A 26,403-nucleotide genomic window follows, 5' to 3' on the forward strand; every position below is an offset into this window, starting at 1 on the left:
CCCTGCCTACAATTACCAACTGATATTTTCGCGACTGTCTTCGTCCTCAGATGGCTTGAACACCTCCTGCATAAACTCCTTGACGAACATATTGGCCGATGAAACCGATACCAGCGCAACCCTTATCTCGTTGTAAGTATCGCTGTCTTCCAAACCCTGCTCTTTCATCCGCACCATCACCTGCGTCAACGCGTCCATTTGCTTCTGCGTCGTTTTATAGGGCCCGTCGCCACTGGCATTGGCGTATTCTTTCATGTAAGCCCGAATACTGCCCGGCGAGGGTGTCGTGGCGGCTATCCACTCCATGAACGCGTCATAGAACTGAGCAAATTCCGGGTCCGGATCAGGTCTGGTTTCTGCGGCCTGAAGCCCCATGCGCTGGTTCAGGGGCACAATTGTCTCGGTGGCTGGTGGCAAGGCCTGGCCGGCACCTGCGAGCGAATAATTGTTAATGTTCATCACTGTCATCCGAGTCAGAACCATGATTCGAGCTGTCGCCCTCCTTGTTCAGGTCGGCGGCCCAGCTTGCAATAAAGCGCATCGACGCTTCATCCAGCTCGCGCACGCTCTCCGGTAACTGCTTGAGTTGGGCGATCAGGCGCGGCGACAGGCGCTCCTGGGTGGCGCCGATGTCGAGTTCGACAACTTGATCCGCCAGGCGAAACAAGTAGCGTTCCTGAGCATGGAAACGGATATCCACACGCTCGACTCCCAAGCCCGTCAACTTGTTTTTAAGCGCCAGCTGTTGGGGTTTGCATCGCAGCGGCAGGATAATCTGCAGCGGCTCCTGGCCTTGACCTGTCCAGCCATCCTGCCAGCGCTCCAGCAGCGCATCGAGCAGTCGTTCATCCATCAGCAAATCCCCCAGCAATGACCGGGCGGCCTGTGCCAGTTCAGCTTGCAGCGCGCTCGCCATCAGCCGCGACCGCAGCAGAAGCCCGCTCACGTCAGCAGCAGCTTGTAGCACCCCCTGGGAATAACCTTCCTGAAAGGCGTTCGCACGGACAATGTCAGCCTCTTGTTGCGCCTCTTCCATACAGGACCTGGCACGCTCGCGGGCTTGCTGCATCAACAGCCGGCGATTGCGCGCAGCCGTCCGCTCTTCATGCCTCAGCAGGAGGGCATCCGTCGACGGAATATCAACAAGCGTTCTGATGGATTCGAGCATGTTGTACCGCCAGGATAAAAAGTGATGGATTCGGCGCCAGTAGCGGCAAAGTTTGCTGGAGCTCGACAACGGGTGGCGAGAACTGCAAGAACAGACGCTGCATGAGCGCCTCCGGGATGTGTTGATGCCACGCTGCCAAGGCAGCTAGCCCCAGGGCACTGAGCGACTGCTCAAGCCCATCCGTTTCGCTGACCGCGACCTTTGGCCGATTTCCCAGATCGATACGGGCAAAAGCCCTTGTCGGCGCATTGAGCTCACGCATCCGCGCCCCGAGAGCCAGCTGCGGCCACATCAGGTGCGCCCCCATGAGACGGGAGACTGCGGGCAAATGCTGCCAATTCGCGATCCAGCAATCAGTCCATGGATTGCGCTTGAGCTGCTGCGGGTCGGGGCAACTGAGCTCCAACCTCCTTAGCAACGATTGATTGAGCAACGCCCGGATTGCAGGCTCGGCAAACAGCGCTGGCACAACACCCCGATTTGGATGCAGATAGTCCAGCGGCTGCTGCAGGATGGCGCGCAGCGCTTCAGTTCGGCGCAGCATGTTCGATCTCTTTCGGCTTTCGATACAGCACGACCCAGTACGCCACCGCAGCCAGAATGCCTAACACGAAAACGCCATAGAGCCAGGGAAACCCGGACACGCGAGGCTCCATAAAGGGGGCGGCATGCTGAACTGAAGCCCGCTTGGACAAGACAACCGAAATGTGCTCGTAGTCTATGCCCGAGAAACTGTTCTTGAGAAAACGCTTGATATCGTTGACCAGTCGCTGTGGCTCGCTGTCACGCTCATATATCACCAATGCCGAGAGATGTATCGGCGCAACCTTGCGACCGCTTTCTCCGGCCTCCAGCTCGTAACTCACATGTACCCGCGCCGAAACCACACCCTCCAGGGTGGCCAACGACTGCTCCAGGCGCTGCTCCAGCGCACTGTACAGACGCGCCTTCTCGGCCCGCGGCGAAGCGACCAGGGAGTCGGCAGGGAACATCTGAGCGATTTCGACACGCGGCTTGGAGGGCAGTGAATACAGGGCCAGCAGGTCGACCGCCGCCGCGAAATCCGCTTGCGCGATATGCACCGAGTATCCGACCTTGCCGTTATTGACCTTGGTCGCAGTAATGTTGTTGCGCTGCAGCACCGAGATCACTTCATTGACCTGCTGCTGGTCAAGGCCCTCAAGCAAACTCGGCTGGCGACAGCCAACCAGCATCAGACACAGCAGCACCAGACAGCCATATAACTTCATGACGAACGTAACAAGGTTTCGGCCGTGGACACCGCTTTACGGACCAGGACGTTGAGTAAAGAGACGTCGATGTTGTACTGCGCAGTAAGCAGCTGCAATTCGCTCAAGACTTCCGGGTTGGTAATATCCGGGCGCTTGAGCATGGCATTGATCCTTGCATGATCGCGCTCGGTACCCACGGCGGCGCTGGCGAAACGCTCGATCAAACGCCCCTCCAGTGACACCACCGAGCCTGGCTCGGGACGCGCCAGCTCAACGAGGTGAAGCGAACTCAGGTCCACTGAACCCAAAGAAGAAACAGACATAGGAACACTCACAGAAAAATACCCGGCAGGCACACGAACTCGCTGCCCGCCGAGCGGAACGACAAGACTTAACGCGCGGCAGAAACTATCGCCGTATCAATCTCCTTGAAGCCCTTGACCGTATTGGTCGCAACGTTACGGAAAACGTTGTACGAAGAGAATGCAGCCTGGTAGGCCGCCAATAGCGTGGGGTCCGACGCATCGGCATGCAATGCGGCCAGTGCCTCATCGAGTTTGGTCTTTAGATCGGTAGCGCCGTTCTCAAAACCTTGAGCCTGCCGGCCCAGGAAATCATCAGGAAAGTCGATGGGATTTGAAACACTCATATATCACCTGCCATTATCAAAGGGATTTAGGGAAGTACCAGGATGACGGCGTCATCTTGATGTAGCCCTGCGGGCCATACCGGAACGATTTGCCCTTGAGCCAGTCATCTTCAAGCTTGAATGCGAAATGAACGTATCGCTCACCCCACTGCCGGCCGAACTCCGCGACAAAGTCACCCAAGGCTTGCAACTCAGCGTCCTCTAGCGAGCCCTCGACCGTGAAGGTCACGCCGGTAGCATGCGTATGCCGAGTAAAGCGCAATGCCAGGCGTTGCAAGCCTTGTTCGGCCAGGTGTATAAGTTCGTCGTCGTCACTACGTACAATTTTTATTTCGCGCGCGTAGGGCGCAACTGCACCCAGAGCACTCTCAAGACGGCGCTGCAAATCGGGTGTCAGCACGCTGCGTTGGCGACTGATCAACAGTCGCGGAACAACCGGATCACTGAGGTCCATACGGTGATAGGCGAGTTGCGGCGCGAGACTGGACACCAGACTCTCCAAACGCCGACGCTCGTCATAGGTAGTCATCACCTGAGTTGCCGAGTACCCATTGCGCACCAATACCTGCCTTCCCCACCCGGCATCGCGCTCGGAGTCGGCGAAAACGTAAATCGCCCGGTCGCGCCCATAGACTACGACCATGCTGTTGTTGCCCCCGGCAATAAGCGCTTCAACACTCGACACGGGAGTGGGGCGCGAAGCGTAGTACCCACTAAACAATGCCAAACCTGCCATTATCGCCAGCACCGCGCCAACAGCCACGCGCCGCGATACGGTGCTGGGCACCCAAGCCGGCTCAGGCGCTGTAAGCACAGTCGGCCCTTGTACCAACAACTCGCTCCGCCACGCCTCATCAAACGGGCGCACCGCGATTAGCAACTCCGATATATTCTCCAGTGACTGGAATGGGAGGAGGCGCTCAACCACACCTTCGTCGCCCAAGATACGCACGACACACCCCGAGCACCCCGTAGCGTCAAGCAAAACCTCGAAGTTTCGCCCCCCGCACTCCAGCGGAATGTAGATCGCATCTTCCGGAACACTCAGCGGATGCTCGATCGAGCAAAACTTTGCCTCGCAACCCACGACAAAAAGAGTACGCGGCTGCGCCAGATCAAATTCGCAACCCTGCAGCGGGCCATTGAAAACCCTCAGGACGCATTGCGTTGCAGGGGAATCCTGCATGCTGTTCACCACCCGGCCTATCCATATAGAAAGCGCCTAACGCTTAGACGTGAAATCAATGATAGGGAGTGACAGGCAGACAATCCTGATCAAACTATGAGGATAACTCGATATAAACGATCAGAATCCAGGCAGAGGCGGTTGCGTGTTTTTGATTTACATCAGGCTGTCGGCCGTGATCAACCAGCCGGCAAACTCGGTAGCCAGAGCCATGATGAGTTACACCACTTCCTGGGACACGATCCGCACTGCGATGCCGTCGGACGCAAACCCGGCAGACGCTGCGCCACCAGAGAAACCAGGCGCTGCAATGCTTCTTCCCGCCCACCGCCGGGCACCAGCTTTTCACTGTACAGCAGCGCATGATTGCGACCACGAACCAATTCGACCGCCAACGCCCAGCCGCCCGCCGGCGCGATACAATGAAGACTGAGATAATAATCAGGCATCATTCGCTCAACTATCGACAGGCAATCATCTGAAGCGTGTGCGTTAGCGGTCAGGCCCGCCGGCATCACACAAAGACTTTCACCGAACGCGGCAGCCAGTCGGTGGACCACTTCGCGCTGTATTTCCAGGCCACACGCGTCATCCTGCACCAGCACCGGCAAGACCAATAACGAGGGCACCGATAACGGTGGTGATGGCAGGCCCGCTCGTTCGACGACCCCCCCAGCAAAACGATATCCCTTGCCATAGACCGTCTTGATATAGTCATTTTCACGCCCCAGCAACTTGCGCAGCGCATAAATGCAGCGGGTCAGTGACTCCTCGGCCACGTCGCAGTTGGACCACACCTGGTCCAGCAGCCAATCCTTGGAAACCAGCGAGCCCGCCGCCCCCAACAATAGCCGAAGTACATGCAATTCTTTGGGTGGAAGATGCAGTCCTTTACCGTCATGCAGAAGCAGTCCATCCCGCTGCAATATCCATCGGCCAAAAACAAACGACCGAGTTGACGACTGATCAGTGACACACTCCATAACGCAATTCGCCCCTCCCCAATGCGATGGACAGAACGTACCAAAGGCTCAGTAAACCCGCGCCCCGGCTTGAGCGGTCAACTATAGGGGAATAGATTCTTACGAGATCTGCGACTTCCCTACAACCAACCGGGGACTAATCCACATTACCCATGTAAACGGTCCGTTTAGCGATGAGTCATCGGTGCATGCCGTACAGAATCTACTCGGGATAGCTAACAGAACATGAACGACGCGCCGTCACCGGCGCGTAGGTTAGAGTACGGTCAGACGGCGGCCTGAGCGATTGCCTGGTGAACAAGGCGATACAGATCCTCCACCTTTCGAATGCAGGCCAAACCCTCTGGAGGCAGTTCAATACCCAGGAGGTCGTTGATATCCAGAGCGATATCCAGAAAATTCAACGAATCCGCACCAAGGTCCGCCACCAAACGGGCGTTTGGGGTAACGAACTCGACATCGACCACGAGCCTATTGGCGAGAATCGCGATAATGATGGCTTCTATTTCAAGCTTGATCATTTGCGTCATTTCGGACTGCCCGTGCATGCCCACCACCTCAAAGGCAACTGATTTTCCTTCATTCCCCAAAACGACAACGCTAGCCAATTCCGCTCGCGATCGCCTTGAGCATTTCTGCATACTGGCTCAATTGCGATGAGAGAATCTTGTTGAAATTTTCGTGGTAAGCGTTGGCGTTACCGTACTTGGTGGTGAATAACTGCAACTGGTTCTTCAAGTCACCTTCCTGGCTGTTAAAACCGGTTTGCCAGGCTTGAAACTTCGCGGTATCCCACGTCACCGTACCGTTGGGGGCTGCTGCAATCATTGCATCCAGCGGTGATAAGTCCATCATCACCCGATAGCCACCCTTGCCGTCTTCCTTCACACATGAATCAGGCAAGCCCATGGCCCTGGCCCACTTCAGTGCTTCTTCCTTAGTTGCAGACCCCTCATCTGAAATTGGATAGAGCACGCCATCCGGGGCTTTCTGATACTTATCACGCAATGCTATTAAAGCACTGCGCAACTCCCCACTTATTTCGACTTCCTTACCGTCCGACTTGCCTTTTATCCAGTCCCCCATCTTAGCCATGATGGTTTCGTTGAATTCTTTGTAGAAGGCCGAAAACTTGGTCAGCAGCGCCTCGTAGATCGCCAGGTATTCACCCTTGATAAAACCGATCATTGCCATCAATTGCTCGAAAAAATCGGCATTGCCACTGAACGTATTCAAGGCATTGCACACAGCTTCCGGCGCGCGCGGCAAATCGCTTAGTTTCCTGAGTGTTTCATCCTGCCACTGCTGGATGTCGGGGGTAGCAGGCTGAGGATGGGATGCCCACATGCGTAACTCGGCCTCCAGCAAATGCGCTTGAACCGTACTGGCGTCCACTTTCACGAGCAGCGCTCGTGAGGCTTGCTCCGCCTTGACGCTCTCTGCATGACGCTCGTTGAAGTAATCACGCATAGCCTCTTCCCCGGCCGCGGGATCAACCGGCCCGGCAACAGGAGGCAGCCGAAATGCCTTCACTGCAACACTTATATCATCCAGGCGGGCATTCAAGCCGCCTAACCTGGACATCACCGACTGCGTCATACGCTCAGCCGTCGACGGGGGCGGCAGACGCTGGAACTCATTGCTGCCAACCTGTTCATTTGCTCGCTGATCATTCGTCGGCTGATCATTACGCGCCGCATGGTTGGGGTGGAAACTGCTGATAATAGTCATGGCTCAACTCCTGCTCAGGCGCGCACAGAGGCGAAGCTGCTCAGGGTAGAGCCACGGCTGTCGACCAACTGCTGGATGGCGTCGAGTATCTTGCTGAGCAGCGCTGTATATTCATTGGTACTCTGGTTGGCGACATCACTGACCGCCTTGTTCAGACCCTGCTCGGACTGGTGCAGCACTTCACGCTGACGCTCTGAATACTCTTGCAGACGCAGGATGGCAGACAACCCGGAGCTGATGGTCATCGCCATGGCATTGATGGCACCGCCAACCGTCAGGTTGCGCTCGTAGGTTTTCACCTGCTGGGCACTTTTCATGCGCGCGTCCGTAGCCTGGGTAACCACCTCGCGAATTTTCGACTCAAAGGCTGCCCGCTTGCTCGGGTCAAGTTCCAAGTCAACGCGCATCTGCTGGGCCTTCGCCTCCAACGTAACGGCATTCGTCTGGTTGGTCTTGATATCAGTATGCTTCTGGCTCTGCCCGCGCAAGGTCAACGCGGCACCTGTGGCGGACATGGTGGCGGCAACGACAGCGCCACTGACCGCCGCCCACATCGCAGCTTCGCCACCGGCCATGATTGCAACGCCTTGTGCAATGGCGGCCTCGTAGGCCATCTGGACGAACTTGCCGCTCATTTCAGCGCTTGATTTGCGGGCAACATTGACCGCGACAATCGACGCAATCAACACACCGATATGTTTTTCCCACGCTGCGGGATTGAACGACAACAGGTCCGCCACCGGATCTCTCACCGCGCCCTCAGCGCCCTCTTCCTCCTGCTGGACGACAGTAGCCAGAAACATGCTCACCATCGCCTGGCTTTCGCGCTCGCTCAACCCTGAGGTATCCAGGAGCTGGTTCAACTGTTGGGGCGGCATTGCTTCGACAGCCTGCCGGGGCCGAGACATCAACACCTGCGCATCGAGCCGTCCATTGATACTGCTGATCGACAACGGCTGCCTTTGATCGACGACCTTACCTGCCACCTCTGCAGCGTGAGCGCTGACTAACGATGGCGAACGACTATTAATTGAAAAGTCCATGAATGCTAACCCTGTTGAATCAAATGTTGCGTGCCATGCTCAAGCTGCTGCTATTGATACTGTCCTGGATGCTGAAGGCTTTTCTGATGGAGTCATCCTTGGCCTTCATGGACTGATCGAAGACTTGAACCATGTCGTTCAGGTAGTTTTTCATCGCCTCGGAGATAACCTTGGCCAACTCGAATTCGGCCAAGTGCTCCGAGGCGTTACGCTGGTGAATACCAGACTTGATTTGCAACGCGGACTGGGCGGCGGTACCGCCCGCCTCCACCACTGCCAGCGAAGCCGCCATGCGCGATGCATAGAGATCGAGTGACATCGCATCCGACTTGAGACCTACGCTGGTACGGGCCTTGGTCATGACACTCGTAAAACCATTGCTGACCGCCCTGGCGGCCTGCTTGAGCATTTGTGGCGCCATCTCGTTGGCCAATTTGCCGAACATGTTGCCCATCGCGCTGGCGACCCGCCCCGCAGCGGACTTGCCAACGACCGCGACAACCGCCAGTACCGCGACCATCGCTACGGCGCCAATGATCGCGCCCATGATCATCCCGGCCATCTCGGCCGAGGCACCATCGATGCCAGCCTTTTTCAGAAGATCCGCAATCCCCTTGCCGATGGACTGAATCATCGGGTTGAGTATGTTATCCATCAGAGGCTTCATGGCCTGCTCCATGAACGACACCCCTGTCAACTGCTTGACCAGCATGTCCGCGCCCATCAATGCCACACCGACAGCTGCAAGCGCCAGACTGGCTCCGCCCGTGAAGGCAGCCCCGACGACACTGACCACGGTCAGCACTGCGCCCAGAATCTTGCCGATACACCCCATCGCTTTGCTGGCAGCTTCGGCTTTACGCACTTGCTCCAGGTATTCTTCAGACTTCTTCTCCATGAACGCCTGACGCGCCGCCTGCATACTGCGGAACAACTCCTGCTCCATCTCAATCTTGTTTTCAGCGCTTTCGCCCATCAATTCTGCATACTGTGCAATCAGCAGCACCATGGTCGCGGCGGCGTTCAGCTGATTTTTGACGCCATCGAGCACCGGCTTGTCGCCCAGCCCCGAGTCTTCTACCAACCTGGCTTGAGCCTCAGCCTGTTTGCCAGCCTCACCCGCCACCTTGACTGCGGCCTGAAAGTCCATACTGGCCTTGCCCAGTTGTTGTTGGGCGCCGGTCAGTTTGCCTTGCGCCAGATCGCGCTCGGCCAGGGCTTTGGCATGCTCGGGAGTACCCGGCTCAGTCCGCCCCAGAGCCGACTCGGCATCGGCCAGCGCCCTTTGGGCGCTGTCGAAGTTAGCCTTGGCTTTCGCGAGCGCTTCCTCGGAGCTGCCTGCAGCGGCGACAGCCGCTTCAAACTCCGCCACTGCGCTCAGATAACTATCTGACAACGCCTTATGGCCATCAGCGCGGGCCTTGGCTGCCGACCTCAGGATGTCCATGCGCGACTTGAGCGACTCCATGCTCACGTCACCCAGCAAGTTGATGAGCGAGGCCATCAGCAAGGTGAACTTGTCTTCTGAATCCTTGTTCGCGCTCCTGCCACCTTGCGCCGGCACAGCCAGAAGCGGCCTACCCGGCCCCGCAGCATTACTACCCTGCGACTGAGCGGAGTAACTCACCCCTTGCAGGTTGACCAGTGCCGTATCGGCTGCACGCTGATAGGCCTTGGTGTTTGCCGCTTTACTCGCCGCGTCGGCATAGCTTTCCTTGCTGGCCTGACGGGCCAGAGCGTCCGCGGATATGAGTGAGTACAAAGCCCTGATATCCATTACAACTATTCCTCCGAATGGTCAGCGTCGACGTTGCTTAAAGCATTCAGGTAAGCCTGGGCCCGCTCCCGCAAACCCGGCTCCTGCACGCGCTCGATGACATACTCAAAACACACCTTGGCCTTGCCGGCTTTTCCTAGCGCAAGCTGGCATTGGCCGGTATAGAGCATTGGGCGGTAATCATGCTTACCCTGGGCAAATGCCACGGCATACAGATCAACCGCTTTCTGATAGTTCTGCTTGAGCTGATGCACCGCCGCCAAACCCATCCAGTACTGCGCGTTATAGAAGTCGTAGATACACAGGAAATGGAAAAATTTTTCCGCATCGTCCAGACGCCCCTGCTCATAGAACTCATAGGCAAAGGCGTAAAGGCTATCCATCTGCTCGGTACTAACGCCGCGCAGGTCCTTGAGCGATGCACCATCAAGGACGGCCTGCATCACCTGCTCGGCAATCCGGTCCTCTTCCTGCTCCGTGTGTTTTCGACTGCTCATGACTACTTACTCCTGAATGTTTCTTCAGCGGTGCTGACAAGGCTATTGAGCCAGCTGAAGGCAAGGGGTGCCGTCACAAAACGCTCATCGGGTTATTCGTGAGTCGCTCAGACCTGCAAACGGTTTTGCAGGCAGCCCATCAGGCCTGCTCGACCTGCTCGAGCCAGACCAGCAGCCGCAGAACACTTTCGATTTCCTGCATCTGGATAAAGGTGTAGCGCTGATGGGTCTGGAAGATGCGCCTGGCCAAGGCAATGTCATTGATTACCGGCACGCCTACTTCAGACGCGTACTTGCGCACGGCCAATGCCCGCTGGTTGGTTTCCATCAGTGAGATGAATGGCATCACTGAAACTTCAGGCCGAAAGTAAATCCCTACGGCGATGTGCGTGGGATTGGCGACAATTACTCGCGAACCACGAATGTCGGATTTGACCTGTTCGGATAACAGCTCCAGATGCAGCTCGCGCCGCCGCCCCTTGATTTCCGGATTGCCTTCCTGCTCCTTGTGCTCGCGCTTGACCGACTGTTTGTCCATCTTCAGATCCTTGAGATACAACCAGTACTCGCACAGCGCATCGAGCAGGACCACCAGCACTATGCAGCCCAGAAAGGCCAGTACCAGCACCTGCAACAAATGAGTCCAGATCGGAAACAGGTCGTGGGGTTGGGCATAGAGTTGCGCAAACAGTAAGTGCCGCTGAGTCAGCCAGACCATCCAGAATGCGATCACGAAACTACCCAGATACAACAGGGCTTTAGCGGCATCCTTCAGTGTTCTAAGACTGAACAGCTTTTTGAAACCGTTTACCGGGTTGAGTGCTCCGAAGTTCAGCTTCAGGGCCTCGCTGGCAATGGCCAGGCCGGTCTGCAACAACGTGGGCAAGGCGCTGGCGAGAAAGCACACGACGATCAACGGGGCGACGACCTGGAGCAACAGCACCCCCAGCTCGGCAGCATAACGCTGCTGATCAGCGGCGAAACCCGAAGCGATGATGCGTCGATAAACCTCCATTACCTCCATCAAGCTACCGTTGCTCGTCAGATAGATAATCGCGCACAGCATCAGGCAGGAACTGGAGAGATCCTTGGCTTTGAAGGTCTGGCCCTTTTTCGCCGCGTCGCGACGCTTCTTGGCGGTGGGTTTTTCGGTTTTCGAGGCGCTGGACATATCAGTGGGCCTCTGGCGGTACGAACCACAGCGCAAGCTGATCCGGCTTGGTAGCCATGCGCAGTATTTCGTCCGGCAGGTGAACACCCAAATACTGAATCAACACCAGTAACGCGATGGCTCCCTTTACAGTGAGCGACACTGAAAACGCGTTCATTTGCGGCGCAAAACGCGCCAGTAGGCCGAGCAGCGCCTCGGTGAGCAACAAGGTCGCCACCACCGGTGCACTGATGATCAGCGTTTTGCTGATCAACGGATCGAGCAGCCCGAGCAACGGCTGGATCTGCAGTTCGCATCCGGATACCGGCGAGCAGAGTTGGTAGCTGCGGCTCAGGGTTTCCACCAGCAACCTCATGCCCCCACCCTCCAGGTAGATCACTGCCGCGAACAGCTGGAGAAAATTGGCCAGCTCCGAGGTGTCGTCGCCGTTGGCCGGATCGACTGTGCTACTGAGCATCGCTCCGCGCTGGTTATCGATCAGGTTGCCCATGGCGTGCAACACCCAGAACGGCCAGGACAACAGGCAGCCGATAATCACGCCCACTCCGGCCTCCCGCAACAACAACCCGTAGAAGCCAAGCGAGTCCAGACGGGGCAGCGTACCGGCGGTATAAGGCCAGAGCGCCATGCCAACCAGCACAATCACGGCGTTTCGTGGTGCTCCGGTGAGCACGCGGCTGTTGAGAAACGGCAGCATGAAAAACACCGGTGCCAAGCGAGCGAAGCAAATCACCGCACCGGCCAGCCAGCCATGCAGGTCAAAAAAAAGGCTTACGTTCATCCAGATTCACTTCAGGGCCAGACGCATGACTTCCCGGCTGAAGCCCAGCAGCGTCTCGCCGTACCAGCCAGAAAGCAGAAACAGACAGATCGACACCGCCAGCAGCTTGAAGCCGAAGGGCAAGGTTTGCTCCTGAAGCTGGGTCACGGTCTGAAACAGACCGATCAGCAAACCCACCAACGTAGCGACGATGATCGGCCAGGCCACGAGGATCAATATCAGGTACAAGGTTTGGTTACCGGCAAACACCAGGTCATTCATCGCGGCGTCTCATTGAGCCAGGGACAGGTATTGCCCAACCAGTCCGGTAGAAAGCAGCGACCAGCCATCGAGCGCAACGAACAGCACCAGCTTGATAGGTACCGAGATGATCACCGGGCTCATCATCATCATGCCCAGGGCAAGCAAGATACTGGAGACCACCAGATCGACGATGACGAAAGGCAGATACAAGTAGAAACCGATCTTGAAGGCGGCTTTGATTTCGCTCAGTGCATAGGCAGGCAGCAACGCGAACAACGACGGCTCCAGCTTTTCATCGAACTCGCTGTCGACGGCCCTCGGGTCCACGCGCGCGATCTGTGCCCGCTCGAAGAACTGTGCCAGGTCCGGGTCGGTGTACCTGGCCAGATATTCGCGATAACCGCCCAGACCGTTATCGAGGAAGTCGACCACCGCATCGATGCGGGTGAATTCCACATGATTTTCCTTGTAATAGTCATAGCCCTGCTGCACCACGGGGCTCATGACGAACATCGCCAGCAGCAGCGCAACGGCGTTGAGGGTCATGTTCGATGGCACCTGCTGCAGGCCCAGAGCATTACGCACGATAACGAAGACAATCGAGAACTTGATGTAGCAGGTGCCCGCAGCGATCAGGAATGGCAGCAATGAAGCCACTGCCAACAGCCCGATCATTGAAATGTCATTCATTACCGATGCCCCGACCCACCTCACGCAGTTCGACACCCAGGCGATCGCCAAGCTGGACCAGCTCACCTACAGCGATACACTTGCCACCGACACGAACTTCGACGTTGCTCGCGGCCGTAGCCTCCAGGGGCAGAACCTGGCGCTCGATGAACTCGTTGAGCGTAGCCATGCTCAGGGTGAGCTCGCCCAGCACGAATTCAAGTTTCACCGGCAGCTCAGAGAGCACGCAGGGTGCGCTCGGCGACGGGGTATCCGGAGGAGAGAGTTTCATATGCAGCCCTTGCTTGACGAAGGTGAACTGGCCAATACACCGATCGGCCATGATGAGTTGTAGGGTTTGCTGGGCGATGACCAGCACATCACCCCTCGCCAGTTGCCGAGAGGGCAATCGAGCCAGTTCGCTGTTGCCGAGCACGATTCGCAGAACCTGCGGCACTGCCTGCACCCAAGCCTGTAGTGGGCGCGACGGCTCCTTGCGCTGGCTCGGCCCTTCCATGACCCACAAGTCGCTCTGGGCCGTTGCAATACAGGGCAGACAAGCCCCTTGCAGCGCCTCTGCCTGAATGAGCGTGAACTCGAACAGGCGGTGGTAGTCCAGCAAGTCAGGGGCGATTTCAATGGGCCGGCTTACCGCCGCGAACAGCTCCAGAATCTCCTGACCCGCGCCTTCCTGATGCAGCCATTGCGACCATTGCGGCGCCACGGCTTGCATCCACTCGCGAGCCCCGATCATGCCTTGCCAGGTACCGTGGCAACCTTGTGCCCGGAAGGCTATATAACGTGTCTCTGCCGACAGGTGGCTCCACCGCACAGGGTGCCCCTCACGCTGCCAGCGGGCCACCGCCTGGCGCCGCTCAGAATCACGTAGCGCAACGCAGCGCAAGAACAGTGTGGATGTCACGTCTGATGCTCTCCCCGCTCTCTTCTATCCCGAAACGCTTGACGGCTCGGCTCTTCGACCTCCTCATCCGGTCGTTCCGGCTCTCGCCCCTGACGGAATTCATGCCCCTGCTGGTCAGTCAAACGCCAGCGCGCATCCGGCGCCTGCGCCAGGTTGTCGCTCAAATAGCTGAAAACCAAGGCACTGCTTGGATTGAGCAGCAACTGCTCGGGGCGTTCGGCGCCTGCCTTGCTGACCGTAATCAGACCAACAGCATCACCTTTGCTGAAGGGCACCTGGAGGTAGTTCTTCGCCTCCCTGGCAATGCTGGCTTCAGGCGCCGAGTTCGGTCCAGCGGTCGCTTTGGCAGGCACCGCCACACGCGTGGGCTGGTTCAGATACGATGACTTTGCCAGCACGGGCAATGGTTGCGCCGGTAATGCTTGAGGAGTTTCCTGTTTGATCAGCCTATCGCCTACAGGTTGACCGGAAGCCAAAGGCGCACTGGCACCAACCGCCTGATCAGGCACGTGCGCCGGCATGGCGAGCGGTAAGCGGGTAGACGACAATGGCGCTTTCTGCTCCGCCGGCGCATCGGCGGCAGCCTGATCGGGACTGGCGAGGGCACTGGCAATGGGCGCCTGAACAAGCACCTGCGCAGTGACCGGCAAGCGGTCCGTCAGCGCCAACCGAGCATTAACCAGTGCCGGCGATGAAGGCACGCAAGGCTGCTTCATGGGTAGATCCATCGGCTGAGCCTCCGATACCTTACCCAATGTGGACTCAGTGCCCGCCCCCGAGCGCAGCGCTGGCAGCGATAACTGCAGCGGGAGCTCGCGCAATGGTTGCAATTGCGCCAACAACATCAGCGCACCCTGGGGCAATTCGTCCAGTGCATCACGGTCGTCAGAGACTCGCGATTGGTCTTTATGGCCGGGCTCCTCGCTGGCCAAAAGATCCCTTACCGGACGGAGTTGCGCAGCAGGAAGTCTCACTATGCTCATTTCCAAATCACCAACAGTTCATCGATGTCATTTTCTTCCTCGCGCAACCGACGTGAACGACGCTCGCCCAGCAAACGTTGCTCCAGACTCCGGTACTTCAAATGCTTCCTCTGCAGCGCCTTGCGACGCCCCTGCAAGCGCTCGACCTCTTGAGCCACCTCCTGGTGCTGCTCCACCACGCGGATGCGTTCCAAGGCCAGGTTACCGATCTGCCGCCGAATGACAGCCTGACGCCGCAACAGCGCCAGCAACTGCGCATGGCTCAACCGCTGGTTCTGGGGACGCTGACTTATCAAGAGCTCACTGAGCCCAAGTGACTGCTGCTCGATCTGCTGCAACTCACGCTCAAGTGGAGCCAATGCGCGCACGGCCTTATCAAGCCCTCGTTCACATTCATCCTGCCGACGATCGCTGAACGCCTGCAGGCGCTGGACACTAGCCAAGGAGACCATGCAGGCTCTCCAGCGTGGCCTGAGGTGCACATCCCTCTTTCAAGTCCTGACAAAGCCACGCCATCAAGGCATCGCGACAGGCCATGGCCTGATCGTTGGCGGCATTTTCACCGTGTCGGTATTCCCCCAAATCGAGCAACACCTGCAACGCCTCGAGACGAGCCAACACCTTGCGGGTACTGGCCGCCAGTTGCTGAACATCGGGGCCGGTGACCTGATGCGCTACCCGGCTGGCGCTACGGAGCACATCGATTGCCGGAAAATGACCGCTGGCGGCCAACTTGCGACTCAGGTAGATATGCCCGTCGAGGATGGAGCGAATCTCCTCGGCAATGGGGTCAGTTTCATCGTCGCTTTCCGTCAATACGGTGTAGAACGCAGTAATGCTCCCGTTGGCGGTCACGCCCGGACGCTCCAGCAAACGCGGCAGGGAATCGAACACCGAGGCGGGATAACCGCGCCGCGCCGGTGCCTCCCCCGCCGCCAGCGCGAGGTCTCGGCGGGCGCGGGCGTAACGGCTCATGGAGTCAAGCATCAGCACCACCTGCCGGCCTTGATCACGGAAATACTCAGCGATTGCCGTTGCCTGTAACGCTGCGTTGCAGCGGTCAATCGAGGAGAAGTCCGAGGTCGCGTAGACCACCACGCACCGCGTGCATTTATCAGAATGACGCAACGTCTCGACAAATTCGGTGACCTCCCGCCCTCGCTCACCGATCAGCCCGATAACAAATACATCCGCTTCGCTGTGGGCGATCAGCATGTTCATCAATGAAGTCTTGCCTGATCCGGCGGCGGCAAAAATGCCGATACGTTGGCCTATGCCGCACGTGAGCAGGCCATCGATCGCCCGTACGCCGGTGGCCATCGGCTGGCTCACCGGACGACGCTGGTTGTAGGCTGGGGGAGCAGCATCCACCGGACAGTCGCGACCATCGAATGCATCGCCGGGAGCCAAACGTTCGACTATCCGCCCCTGCGGGTCGATCACACTACCCAGCATGGCAGCGCTGCAATGCAGGCTGAGCAAAGCACCAGTCGGTACAATCAGCGACTCACGGGACAACCCTCGCGCATCACCCAACAAGCTGAGCAATACCGCATCGGGGCTGAAGCCGATCACTTGCGCTCGGGCGCTCACCGCAGCGTGACGCCAGTTGCTTCGCACCTCGCACACTTCGCCGATAACCACATTGTGCAGCGCCGCTTCAAGCAATGGACCATTCAGACGCAGCGGGTGGGCAGCACGGCGCTCCAGCGATGCCTGACTCATTGGCGGTTGCATAAAGCACACTCCTAAAGGGTCTTGATCACTTGTACTGAAATGCTGTCGGAAATCTCACCAAACGAAACCACGTCCAGCTCCCTAAAACGGCCCTCAATCAGTTTTTTGATGTAGCGCCGCACATCCACCGAGGCCAGGATGACCATGTCTTTCTGAGGGATGTGCAGGCTATCGAGCCCGACTGCCAGCCGGTCCATAAGCTCTTCGCTGGCCGAAGGCTCCAGGTTGATGAAGCTGCCCGTAGAGGTCTGGCGTATGCCCCTGCGCACCACGTCCTCGAACTCCGGCGAGAGCAGCAACACTCGCAGGTCGTTGCCGTTGGCAAATTTGTAGCTGATGTAGCGCGCCAGGCCGCCGCGCACGTGCTCGACCAAGGCAATCACGTCCTTCTCGCGCAAAGCCCAGTGAGCAAGCGTTTCAAGAATCAGTTTCATGTTGCGCACGGAGATACGCTCGGCGACCAGGCGCTGCAGCAGCTCCGCGACTTTCTGCACCGACGCGTGGCGATAGACTTCTTTGACCAGGTCGGGGTAGCGGGCTTCCATCTCGTCGAGCAGGACCTTGCTTTCCTGCACGCCGAAAAACTCCGAAATATTGCGAGCCAGCAGGGTCACCAGGCAGCGATAGAATTCATCGTAAGCCGGACGCAACTGATGCCCCAGGTTCTGCAGTTTTTCGCGCTCGGTGCTGCGCACCCATACGCTGGTTTGCATATTGCTGTCGACACCCGTGGTCAGATCCAGACCAAGATGCTCAAGCTCGGGCTTGTAATCGACAACACGTAGCAGATCGAAGTGGATATCGAACTGGTCTGCACGCACTTCGTTGATCAATACCGCGACTTGCCCCGGCGGCAGTGAGTCAGTACCGCGCAATCGGGGTTCGGGGATCCGGATGCCGTAATCGATAAAGAACTGACTACGAAAACGCTCACATAACCGAGCAGCGCGCAGTGCTTCGACGCGGGCGCTCGGCACCAGCAGCATCAAGGCGACTGTTTCGGTGGCCATGTTGTCGACGTTCTCGATCAGGCCCAATTCACTTTCGGCATCTCCCTCATCAGCCGCCAAAGGGGTGACGGGGGCGTTACCCGAGGTTTTCTTCTCGAGCCGGTGGCGAAAGAACAGCAAGGCCACCAATGCACTGGCGATGATCAGAAACACCGCGGCCGGGAACCCTGGCAGCATCCCCACACCGACAGCGAGCAAGGCAGTAATACCCAGCACAAAGGGATGCCCCAACAGTTGGGTCATCATGTTGCGCCCCAGGTTGGCTTCGTCTCCGTTGACCCGGGTCACGATGAAACCCGCTCCGATGGCGATCAGCAGCGCGGGAATCTGCGCCACATGGCCGTCACCGATTGTCAGCAATGTGTAGGTCGACAGCGCCTCGGACATGTCCATTCCCAGCTGCCCGACACCGATTGCGATCCCCCCGAGAAAGTTGACGAAAATGATGATGATCCCGGCGATCGCGTCCCCCTTGATGAACTTCATGGCGCCATCGAAGGATCCATACAACTGGCTTTCGCGCTCTAGCGTACTGCGCCGCTCACGCGCCTCCTTGGCATCGATGACACCGGCCTTGAGGTCGCCATCGATACTCATTTGCTTGCCCGGCATGCCATCAAGGGAGAACCGGGCGGCTACTTCCGCTACGCGCTCGGACCCCTTGGTAATGACAATGAACTGGACGATGGTGACGATAGCGAAGATCACGAAGCCCACCACCAGGCTGTCGCCAATTACAAACTCACCAAAAGACGCGATGATCTCGCCGGCATCCGCCTGCACCAGGATAAGCCGACTGGTACTTATCGATAGCGCCAGCCGGAACAATGTGGTGATCAACAACAGCGCGGGAAAGGTGGAAAAACTCAGGATCCGTTCGATGTAGAACGAGCCCATGAATACCAGGATCGCAATGACGATGTTCAGGCCGATCAGAAAATCCACCAGCGGCGTCGGCAATGGAATGATCAGCATGGCGATGATCATCACCATGAGCGTCAGGATCAGCAGCTCGGGTCGAGAAATGATACTGCGCAAGAATTTATCGAGCATGATAAGTACAGGCCTTGAAAACTAGGAGGGGCAACGAGCAACCAACGCGGCATGCCGCCCAATGGCTTCATGGGCAAACACCAGGTCGGCCAGGCGCGTGAACTGCTCGGCGATCCGCTCTAGTGCCTGGTCATCGCCAAACAGCTCCTGGGGCAACGCCAGGCAGCTCAGTCGCAACAGTTGCAGCAGTTGGGCGCGCTCATGGTGCGCGATTAGCAACAGTCGCTCCCCCACCAGGCCTGACAGCAAATGGTCGAGCTCGTCGGGAAACTGCAGCAGCCCCAGCATGAACACCAGCCAGTCCGGCTCGCTGGCGTTATGCCGGCGAAGCTGTTCCTCTGCGAGCACTCCCCTGATGAACACGACATCGACCGAACGCAGGCGCTTGATATCTCCCAGTCTCCCTAGCAGCTGCCCAAACTCGTCGCGAGAACAACTGGGGTCGTGGGCATCGATGTCGGTCAGTAACGCAGCCTCGATGAACTCCAGGACCGAGCCTCGATGCCGGTAGCCGTAGATAGCTATCCAGTCCTCATAAGACTCGACCGGACCGCCTTCAAACTCCAGAAACGAACGATAGGTGTCACGCAGCAAGGCCGCTCGCAACGCCAGCGCCTTGCCGAACATCTTGGCTTTCAGGGCCGAATTGATACCGGCCTTCAAACGCTTGGGCGGCGACTGAACGAGCACCTGTTGCAGTAACGCCTCCAGACGCTGGCGAGTCGCTTCAGCCATCACTTTTTCACGCAACAGTTCGCGCAGTACCAGCACCAGATCACTGTCATCGGGGAACAGCCCCCGAGCCTGCGCCAGCATCCATTCGATGCTGCGCTCAGCGAGTTTGGCCAGCGACTGGATCTGCCGAGCCTTGGGAACCACATCTTCATCCAGGACCCGCTCGAAGCTTTCCGCAAAGCCTTCGAACTTGCTGCCGAAATCGCCTCTTCGGCGAAACTGAGAACGCAGAGCAGCCGCCATCTCATCGCTGTCCTCAACAAAGCGCTGGACGCTGGCTGCCGGGGTAGCGTCGTCGTCAGGCGCTGCAGCGACCTTGGGCTGGGGCTCGCTGCTCTGATGCGGGCGCAACATCGGCATGCGCAATGGCACTTGGCCAATAGTTGCCATATCAGCGCTCCAGCACGCGAAGCACCGCGCGCTCGGCCGGATCACGGGCCACATTGCCGATCACTTGCGAACCAATCTGCATAGCGCCTGGCTCCAAAGGGCTATCGAGCTCTCTAGGTTGAATCAGGAACACCCGGACTGTGTTGGCTTGACGGGTCTGCCGATAACTGAACACCCTCCCCAGATAAGGAATATGCCCCAGCAGCGGGATACGCTTGATCACCTCTGCACGCTCGTCACGGGTGAAGCCTCCGACCAGCAAGCTTTTACCCTGTGGCACGCGAGCAACAGTACTGATACGCGTTCGGCCAACGGTCGGCAGCGTGTCGGCCCCTGAGGACTGCTCCCTGGCCGACTCGACCACACTGCCGTCCTCGATGTTGAGTGCCATCTCGACCTCTCCGGAGGGTGAAAGCCGTGGCAAGACGCTGACCAAGGTGCCGTAAGTGACGTGTTCAAGTTGAACACTGCGCTCACCAATCAGTCGCGCATAAAACGTGCGGTTATTGTCGAAAATCGCTGGGACGTTTTCTTGAGTCAGCACGACTGGCCGCGAAACCACCCGTGCGCGGTTGTCGGTTTCCAGCGCTGAAATCGCAGCCATGAACGAAGCGCTATCCAGTGTGCTCAGCGAGCCGCCATTGAGCGATGCCGCCACCTTCGAGCCGACCTTGAACGACCCCCTCCAATCGACTCCCAACTCATTGAGATCGTCTTTATGCAGATCGATGATCCACAGGGACAGTTCGACATGACGTTTTGGTTCATCGAGCGCTGCTACCAGATTCTCAATAAACTGCACCTGTTCCGGGAGCCCCTTGACCAACAGGCTATTGGTGTCGGGGTAGGCCACTACGCGGATATTGCCCGCAGCCAGATCGCGCGCGATGATCTGCCGCGATGTGTTGTCGCCAGATGCGGCTTCGTGGGCTCCCAGCTCCTCCAATGGGAAGCTCGGCATGCCACCCGGATGCCCTTCAGCATCCTTGTGGATCACTGCGTCGGCACCACGGCCTTCACCCTTGAGCAGAGTCTCGATAGCCGTCGCAATGCCGGGTACCGTGATGCTTTGCTCGCGCAACTCGTACGTGCGGTCTGCAACGAAGGTATTGCGCAGATTGATAACGCCAATGCGCTGCTGTCCAAGTTGCAAGCTGGCACTTTGGTTATCCATGAATTGCGCGGCCTGTGCCACCAAGTCGACATAGATCGGCGGGCCAGAAATGTAGAAGGTCCGCAAGCCATCGTGCCGCAGAGGGTATCGGGTATCGCGCAAACCGGAGCTGCGCAGGAAGGCGTCCAGCTTATGGACAGTGATGGTATTCAGCGAGATAACGGCGCTTTTCGCCTCGGCCGCCTCATAGATGTACAACGTCTGACCATCGCTGTACCAGACCAGCCCCATTTGCCGAACAACACGCTCCAAAGTCTGCTGCGGTGCGACCATTGAAAAATCGCCACTGATGGTGCGGCGAGCAGCTGCTTTGCTGAGAATGACCGGCTTGTCCAAAGACGCTGACAATGCGTCGAAGAACGTACGCAGGCCTTCTTGACGAGCCACATAGCCCTCTTTTGCATGTACGGAGGCAACCGATAAAGCCGCCGGCAACATACAACAAAGCGCTAGCATGAACGCGCGCGGGCACATAGTTTTAACCATCATGAGTTCATTCGCTCGAAAGGCGGGTTATATCGATCAAACTACTCGGCGCAACCCCGACCAGCTCTCGAATCTCTTTGGAAAAATGCGAGGAAGAGGCATAACCAAACTCCAAGGCAACGTCGGTGAGCGAAGCAGCACCTTCAACCATGCTCAGAAGCGCACGGGCCGTACGCCACCCACGCAACTCGGACTTGGCTGCACCACCCAGCGCTTGACGGCAAAGCCTTCGAAAGTGCGAGACCGATACGCCATATCGACCAGCAAGGTCCTGGAGCTTTTCCCTACCCGAGCCTTGCTCCAACAAAAAACCGAGCAGTTGATAACTCTCACTACTGCGTAAATGACAGGCGAAAGCTCGATAGGCCACACCACCCTGCAACGCAAGGCTGAGATACCAGGACTCCAGCCCCGGGTCCGCGCCCCCCTGACCAAGGCCTTCGCTCAGTACGCCCCAGGGCTCGCTGCGGGCAGGCCGCACCCCAGACACGTCCCCCTGATCGATAAAAAACTGCAATTTGAAGAGGCTCATTTGCGACAACGGGAGCACCCAGGCACTTCCACTGAGCACTTGCAACCCGGGACGTACAACCAACAAGCCCTGCCACCCAGGCGCCAGGCACAATGGGGCCGAATGCTCGCGATGCGCGAGGCACAAAATGTCGCAACCATTGCGAATACGAAGAACCTGCTCACCAGACTTAACAACGGCACACCAATGCCTCAGGGTTACAGCTGAGTCCGGTTTTTCGCCGGCTCCCACATCAGCTACCACCATCACAATCACCCGGAATACATTCCCAGCTACTATGATGAAGATCCGCCGAACAATCTTGATGAGAAGCTGATGGCCATCGCCAATGGATGGCGCTAACGCCTGTCAAACAGGCCGCCGTTGCGTCCGTCAGAAACGTGAGTTCGAAGACCGTGAGGGGTTTCTGGGGTGCAGTGGTGTTGGTCTACCGGCATACCCAGGGCACCGGCCGGGGGTTGGCTGCTGGCACGTCGATGTCGGGCTGAGAGGGGGACTGAGGCAGAATGCGCCGGAACGAAAAAAGGCCCCGAAGGGCCTTTTTTCGACGACTTACAGACTTCGAGCGAAACCTGTAGATCTTTATTTGGAGCGGGAAACGAGACTCGAACTCGCGACCCCGACCTTGGCAAGGTCGTGCTCTACCAACTGAGCTATTCCCGCGTCGTGATGGGTGCCATTCTAGCGATTTCTAAAACAGCGTCAACCCCTTGATTCAAAAAAAGTTTATTTCTGCTCGGAGCCTTCGCGCAGGTGCGGCCAGGCAGCCAGCAGGTAGTGCACCATCGACCACAGCGTCAGCCCCGCCGCCACCAGCAGCAGCCCGTAGCCCAGAATCACCCAGAACGTTACCGCTGGCGGGTTGGCCAGCAGGATCACCAGCGCCAGCATCTGCGCCGCGGTCTTCCACTTGCCAAGGTTGGACACCGCCACATGCGCCCGCGCACCCAGCTCGGCCATCCACTCGCGCAGGGCCGACACCACGATTTCGCGGCCAATGATGACCGCCGCCGGCAGGGTCAGCCAGAAGTTGGCGTGGGTCTGTACCAGCAGCACCAACGCCACCGCCACCATCAGCTTGTCGGCCACCGGGTCGAGGAAGGCACCGAACGGCGTGCTCTGCTGCAGGCGACGCGCCAGGTAGCCGTCCAGCCAGTCGGTGGCGGCGGCAACGGCAAACACGCTGCTGGCTGCCATGTAGCTCCAGTGATAGGGCATGTAGAACAGCAGAATGAAGCACGGAATGAGCAGGACGCGTAGAACGGTGAGCAGGTTTGGAATATTCATCGGTACGACTGGCTGCAAGTTGAGCCCGGCATTCTACTCGCTATGCAGGCTGGCATAAATCGACTCGGCAAGCTTTTTACTGATGCCGGGGGCTTTGGCGATTTCATCGACACTGGCGCGGTTGAGCTCCTGCAGGCCGCCGAAATGTTTCAGCAGGTCGCGCCGGCGCTTGGGCCCTACACCGGCTACATCCTCCAGGCTGGACACCCGGCGGGCCTTGCCGCGGCGAGCGCGGTGGCCGGTAATGGCGAAACGGTGGGCTTCGTCGCGGATTTGCTGGATCAGGTGCAGGGCCGGTGAATCACCTTTCAGCGTGAACTCGTGATGCACGTCGTTCAGGTACAGGGTTTCGAAACCGGCCTTGCGGGTTACGCCCTTGGCTACACCGAGCAAGGTCAGGTCGGTGAAGCCCAGTTCCTGCATCACATCGCGAGCCATGTTGAGCTGCCCCTTGCCGCCGTCCACCAGCAACACGTCGGGCAGCTTGCCCTCACCGTCCTTGATGCGCCCGTAACGGCGGGTCAGGGCCTGGTGCATGGCGGCGTAGTCATCGCCAGCCGTGACGCCTTCGATGTTGAAGCGGCGATAGTCGGACTTCAGCGCGCCTTCTGGGCCGAATACCACACAGCTGGCCACGGTAGCTTCGCCACTGGAATGGCTGATGTCGTAGCACTCCAGGCGCTGCGGCACTTCGTCCAGGCCCAGTACTTCGGCCAAGGCCTCGAAGCGTGCAGCCATGTGCTGGCGGTTGGCCAGGCGAGCATTGAGCGCCTGCTCGGCATTGGTCACTGCCAGCTGCTGCCAGCGAGCGCGCGTGCCGCGTACCCGGTGGCTGATGGTCAGCTCACGGCCCCGCAGCGTGTGCAGTGCTTCGGTGATGGCGTCGAAGTCTTCGTGAACAACGTTGACGATCAGCTCGCCGGGCAGTTCGCGCTCTGCGTTGCCCAGGTAGTACTGGGAGAGGAATGCGGCCATGACCTCGGCCACCTCCTCCTCGATGCCCACCTGCGGGAAGAAGTTCTTGCTACCCAGCACCCGGCCACCGCGCACGCTGATCAGGTGCACGCAGGCACCACCCGGGTTTACGAAGGCAGCGATGACATCGACGTCGCCGCTGCCGCCCTCGATGTACTGCTGGTCCTGCACGCGGCGCAACAGGGCAATCTGGTCGCGCAGCTCGGCGGCTTTTTCGAAATTGAGGGCCATGGCGGCCTTCTCCATCTCGGCATTCAGCTCGTTGCCCAATTGCTGGCTACGGCCTTCAAGGAACATCACCGAATGGCGCACGTCGTCGGCGTATTCCTCGGCGGTGACCAGGTCGGTGCAGGGCCCTTTGCAGCGTTTGATCTGGTACTGCAGGCACGGCCGGGTGCGGTTGGCGTAATAGCTGTCTTCGCACTGGCGCACCGAAAAGGCTTTTTGCAGCAGGCTGAGGCTTTCGCGGATGGCCCCGGCGCTGGGGTATGGGCCAAAGTAGCGGCCCTTGGCCTTCTTCGCCCCACGGTGAATCCCCAACCGCGGGAACTCGCCGTCGGACAGGAACACGTAGGGGTAGGATTTGTCGTCGCGCAGCAGGATGTTATACGGCGGCCGCCATTCCTTGATCAGGTTCTGCTCCAGCAGCAACGCCTCGGTTTCGTTGGCGGTGATGGTGGTTTCAACCTGGGCGATACGGGCTACCAGCGCGGCGGTCTTGGGCGCCAGGCCGGTTTTGCGGAAATAGCTGGCCAGGCGTTTTTTGAGGTTCTTGGCCTTGCCCACGTAAAGCAGCCGGGCTTCGGCGTCGAACATTCGGTAAACGCCCGGGCGACCACTGCAGGTCGCCAGGAATGCGCTGGCATCAAAAGCTTGGGACATGAGGTTTTACAGGCTTGCGTCGACCATACCGTGGCGAACGGCCAGCAAGGTCAGTTCGACGTCGCTGGTGACCGAGAGTTTTTCAAAGATCCGATAACGGTAAGTATTGACGGTCTTGGGCGAGAGGCACAACTTGTCAGAGATGATCTGCACTTTTTGGCAGCCGACAATCATCAGGGCAATCTGGATTTCCCGCTCCGACAACGTGTCGAACGGTGACCCCTGCGGCTGGAACGGTTTCAGCGCCAGCTGCTGGGCGATTTGCGGGCTGATGTAGCGCTGGCCGGCAAACGCCAGGCGGATGGCCTGGACCATTTCGTCAAGGCCTGCACCTTTGGTCAGGTAACCGGCCGCACCGGCCTGCAACAGGCGCGTGGGGAACGGGTCTTCCTCGCACACGGTCACGGCCACTACCTTGATGTCCGGGTGGCTGCGCAGCAATTTGCGGGTGGCCTCCAGGCCGCCGATGCCGGGCATTTTCACGTCCATCAGCACCACGTCCGGTTTCAGCTCACGGGCCAGCTTGAGCGCGGACTCGCCCGAGTCCCCCTCACCCACCACCTGCAGGCCATCGATGTCGGCCAGCATGCGGGTGATACCGGTTCGTACCAGATCGTGATCGTCGACCACTAAGACCCTAATCAAGCACACACCTCGTCAACAGGGCGATTGGATCCCGCCACCTTAACAAAATTTTTCCAAACGGGTCTAACGCATTACTTCTGTAAGAAACGCCTGACGCTCAACAGTGACAGGCCTCACTGTTTGCCTGGGTTTTCTATCGCTGCTCAAGCGGCCCAGCAGGTGCCAGATGGCCGCCTGGTCGTCGAGGGGCAATTGCCGGAAGGCGCCCAGCAGCCCAGACTCATCCGTGCTCAGGCCCTCCAGCGGGGCCGGCGTGCGGATGCCGCTAAGCACGTACAGTGCATCCACCCCCCTGACCGCGAGGGCTGCCAGGTAATCGACCCGTGGCGTGCGCTCGCCGCTTTCGTACTTGCCCTGGGCATTGGGCTCGACCCCACCGATATCGCCAAACACGCGCTGGGTCATGCCCAGGCGCTCACGCTCTTCCCGCAGCCGCGGACCAATCCCGTTCATTGTGGGCTT

At 58.5% G+C, this 26,403-nt stretch carries 29 protein-coding genes and 1 tRNA gene; all 30 read right to left on the bottom strand.

The window, feature by feature from the left end; all coding sequences use genetic code 11:
• Positions 1-12 precede the first annotated feature (12 nt).
• The 30 genes from WF331_RS11235 to WF331_RS11380 all read right to left on the bottom strand — a co-directional run bounded on the left by WF331_RS11235 (position 13) and on the right by WF331_RS11380 (position 26,394).
• Complete coding sequence (locus WF331_RS11235) at positions 13-459, bottom strand: hypothetical protein (RefSeq protein WP_284396073.1); 447 nt, start codon at positions 457-459, stop codon at positions 13-15.
• Positions 449-1,168: an oxygen-regulated invasion protein OrgB gene (locus WF331_RS11240; RefSeq protein WP_340622909.1), complete on the bottom strand. Its 720-nt coding sequence runs from the start codon at positions 1,166-1,168 to the stop codon at positions 449-451. The genes WF331_RS11235 and WF331_RS11240 overlap by 11 nt, the downstream gene beginning before the upstream one ends.
• Positions 1,140-1,712 carry a hypothetical protein gene (locus WF331_RS11245; protein ID WP_340622910.1) on the bottom strand — a complete coding sequence of 191 codons (573 nt, stop codon included), beginning with the start codon at positions 1,710-1,712 and terminating at the stop codon, positions 1,140-1,142. Before WF331_RS11245 ends, WF331_RS11240 begins: the two co-directional genes overlap by 29 nt.
• Complete coding sequence (locus WF331_RS11250) at positions 1,696-2,418, bottom strand: EscJ/YscJ/HrcJ family type III secretion inner membrane ring protein (RefSeq protein ID WP_340622911.1); 723 nt, start codon at positions 2,416-2,418, stop codon at positions 1,696-1,698. Before WF331_RS11250 ends, WF331_RS11245 begins: the two co-directional genes overlap by 17 nt.
• Positions 2,415-2,723, bottom strand: coding sequence for a type III secretion system inner rod subunit SctI (gene sctI / locus WF331_RS11255; protein WP_340622912.1), 309 nt, complete (start codon positions 2,721-2,723; stop codon positions 2,415-2,417). The genes WF331_RS11250 and sctI overlap by 4 nt, the downstream gene beginning before the upstream one ends.
• 68 nt (positions 2,724-2,791) lie before the next feature.
• The gene (sctF, locus tag WF331_RS11260) at positions 2,792-3,049 is read right to left on the bottom strand and encodes a type III secretion system needle filament subunit SctF (protein WP_061203175.1); all 258 of its coding nucleotides are present in this window, start codon (positions 3,047-3,049) and stop codon (positions 2,792-2,794) included.
• 16 nt (positions 3,050-3,065) lie between these two features.
• Positions 3,066-4,235: a PrgH/EprH family type III secretion apparatus protein gene (locus tag WF331_RS11265; RefSeq protein ID WP_340622913.1), complete on the bottom strand. Its 1,170-nt coding sequence runs from the start codon at positions 4,233-4,235 to the stop codon at positions 3,066-3,068.
• A 179-nt stretch (positions 4,236-4,414) separates the two neighbouring features.
• Entirely contained in the window at positions 4,415-5,218 is an 804-nt protein-coding gene (locus tag WF331_RS11270) for a winged helix-turn-helix domain-containing protein (protein ID WP_340622914.1), read from the bottom strand.
• A 266-nt stretch (positions 5,219-5,484) separates the two neighbouring features.
• Positions 5,485-5,826 (bottom strand): acyl carrier protein, encoded by a 342-nt coding sequence (locus WF331_RS11275; protein WP_340622915.1) that lies wholly within the window; start codon positions 5,824-5,826, stop codon positions 5,485-5,487.
• Positions 5,819-6,949, bottom strand: a complete 1,131-nt coding sequence (locus WF331_RS11280; protein ID WP_340622916.1) for an IpaD/SipD/SspD family type III secretion system needle tip protein — start codon at positions 6,947-6,949, stop codon at positions 5,819-5,821. The genes WF331_RS11275 and WF331_RS11280 overlap by 8 nt, the downstream gene beginning before the upstream one ends.
• Before the next feature lie 14 nt (positions 6,950-6,963).
• Entirely contained in the window at positions 6,964-7,992 is a 1,029-nt protein-coding gene (locus WF331_RS11285) for a hypothetical protein (RefSeq protein WP_340622917.1), read from the bottom strand.
• Positions 7,993-8,011: 19 nt separating this feature from the next.
• Positions 8,012-9,769, bottom strand: coding sequence for a type III secretion system translocon subunit SctE (gene sctE, locus WF331_RS11290; protein ID WP_340622918.1), 1,758 nt, complete (start codon positions 9,767-9,769; stop codon positions 8,012-8,014).
• 5 nt (positions 9,770-9,774) lie between these two features.
• Positions 9,775-10,266, bottom strand: coding sequence for a type III secretion system translocator chaperone SicA (sicA, locus tag WF331_RS11295; protein ID WP_061203182.1), 492 nt, complete (start codon positions 10,264-10,266; stop codon positions 9,775-9,777).
• 139 nt (positions 10,267-10,405) lie between these two features.
• The gene (locus WF331_RS11300) at positions 10,406-11,437 is read right to left on the bottom strand and encodes an EscU/YscU/HrcU family type III secretion system export apparatus switch protein (RefSeq protein WP_284396056.1); all 1,032 of its coding nucleotides are present in this window, start codon (positions 11,435-11,437) and stop codon (positions 10,406-10,408) included.
• Between the two features lies 1 nt (position 11,438).
• On the bottom strand, positions 11,439-12,218 hold the full coding sequence (sctT, locus tag WF331_RS11305; RefSeq protein ID WP_340622919.1) for a type III secretion system export apparatus subunit SctT: 780 nt from the start codon (positions 12,216-12,218) through the stop codon (positions 11,439-11,441).
• A 6-nt stretch (positions 12,219-12,224) separates the two neighbouring features.
• Positions 12,225-12,479: an EscS/YscS/HrcS family type III secretion system export apparatus protein gene (locus tag WF331_RS11310; protein ID WP_016498781.1), complete on the bottom strand. Its 255-nt coding sequence runs from the start codon at positions 12,477-12,479 to the stop codon at positions 12,225-12,227.
• A gap of 9 nt (positions 12,480-12,488) precedes the next feature.
• Entirely contained in the window at positions 12,489-13,151 is a 663-nt protein-coding gene (locus WF331_RS11315; RefSeq protein ID WP_284364014.1) for an EscR/YscR/HrcR family type III secretion system export apparatus protein, read from the bottom strand.
• Positions 13,144-13,863, bottom strand: coding sequence for a FliM/FliN family flagellar motor switch protein (locus WF331_RS11320; protein ID WP_340622920.1), 720 nt, complete (start codon positions 13,861-13,863; stop codon positions 13,144-13,146). Before WF331_RS11320 ends, WF331_RS11315 begins: the two co-directional genes overlap by 8 nt.
• A gap of 185 nt (positions 13,864-14,048) precedes the next feature.
• The gene (locus WF331_RS11325) at positions 14,049-15,035 is read right to left on the bottom strand and encodes a SpaN/EivJ family type III secretion system needle length determinant (RefSeq protein WP_340622921.1); all 987 of its coding nucleotides are present in this window, start codon (positions 15,033-15,035) and stop codon (positions 14,049-14,051) included.
• On the bottom strand, positions 15,032-15,487 hold the full coding sequence (locus tag WF331_RS11330) for a type III secretion protein (RefSeq protein WP_284364009.1): 456 nt from the start codon (positions 15,485-15,487) through the stop codon (positions 15,032-15,034). Before WF331_RS11330 ends, WF331_RS11325 begins: the two co-directional genes overlap by 4 nt.
• Positions 15,471-16,772: a type III secretion system ATPase SctN gene (sctN, locus tag WF331_RS11335; RefSeq protein ID WP_340622922.1), complete on the bottom strand. Its 1,302-nt coding sequence runs from the start codon at positions 16,770-16,772 to the stop codon at positions 15,471-15,473. The genes WF331_RS11330 and sctN overlap by 17 nt, the downstream gene beginning before the upstream one ends.
• A gap of 11 nt (positions 16,773-16,783) precedes the next feature.
• Positions 16,784-18,835, bottom strand: coding sequence for an EscV/YscV/HrcV family type III secretion system export apparatus protein (locus tag WF331_RS11340; RefSeq protein ID WP_340622923.1), 2,052 nt, complete (start codon positions 18,833-18,835; stop codon positions 16,784-16,786).
• A gap of 21 nt (positions 18,836-18,856) precedes the next feature.
• On the bottom strand, positions 18,857-19,960 hold the full coding sequence (gene sctW / locus WF331_RS11345) for a type III secretion system gatekeeper subunit SctW (RefSeq protein ID WP_284364003.1): 1,104 nt from the start codon (positions 19,958-19,960) through the stop codon (positions 18,857-18,859).
• A gap of 1 nt (position 19,961) precedes the next feature.
• Positions 19,962-21,521 (bottom strand): type III secretion system outer membrane ring subunit SctC, encoded by a 1,560-nt coding sequence (gene sctC / locus WF331_RS11350; RefSeq protein WP_016498773.1) that lies wholly within the window; start codon positions 21,519-21,521, stop codon positions 19,962-19,964.
• A gap of 106 nt (positions 21,522-21,627) precedes the next feature.
• Positions 21,628-22,152 (bottom strand): helix-turn-helix domain-containing protein, encoded by a 525-nt coding sequence (locus tag WF331_RS11355; RefSeq protein ID WP_080642770.1) that lies wholly within the window; start codon positions 22,150-22,152, stop codon positions 21,628-21,630.
• A gap of 587 nt (positions 22,153-22,739) precedes the next feature.
• Positions 22,740-22,815: transfer RNA gene (locus WF331_RS11360), tRNA-Gly, on the bottom strand.
• 63 nt (positions 22,816-22,878) lie between these two features.
• Positions 22,879-23,439, bottom strand: a complete 561-nt coding sequence (pgsA, locus tag WF331_RS11365) for a CDP-diacylglycerol--glycerol-3-phosphate 3-phosphatidyltransferase (RefSeq protein WP_016498771.1) — start codon at positions 23,437-23,439, stop codon at positions 22,879-22,881.
• 33 nt (positions 23,440-23,472) lie between these two features.
• Positions 23,473-25,296, bottom strand: coding sequence for an excinuclease ABC subunit UvrC (gene uvrC / locus WF331_RS11370; protein WP_041167660.1), 1,824 nt, complete (start codon positions 25,294-25,296; stop codon positions 23,473-23,475).
• Positions 25,297-25,302: 6 nt separating this feature from the next.
• Positions 25,303-25,941 (bottom strand): response regulator transcription factor GacA, encoded by a 639-nt coding sequence (gene gacA, locus WF331_RS11375; protein ID WP_023047491.1) that lies wholly within the window; start codon positions 25,939-25,941, stop codon positions 25,303-25,305.
• Positions 25,942-26,004: 63 nt separating this feature from the next.
• Positions 26,005-26,394: a helix-turn-helix domain-containing protein gene (locus WF331_RS11380; protein ID WP_174370014.1), complete on the bottom strand. Its 390-nt coding sequence runs from the start codon at positions 26,392-26,394 to the stop codon at positions 26,005-26,007.
• Between the last annotated feature and the right edge of the window lie 9 nt (positions 26,395-26,403).

This window comes from Pseudomonas sp. YNh (assembly GCF_037993085.1).
Classification (GTDB): Bacteria; Pseudomonadota; Gammaproteobacteria; order Pseudomonadales; family Pseudomonadaceae; genus Aquipseudomonas; species Aquipseudomonas putida.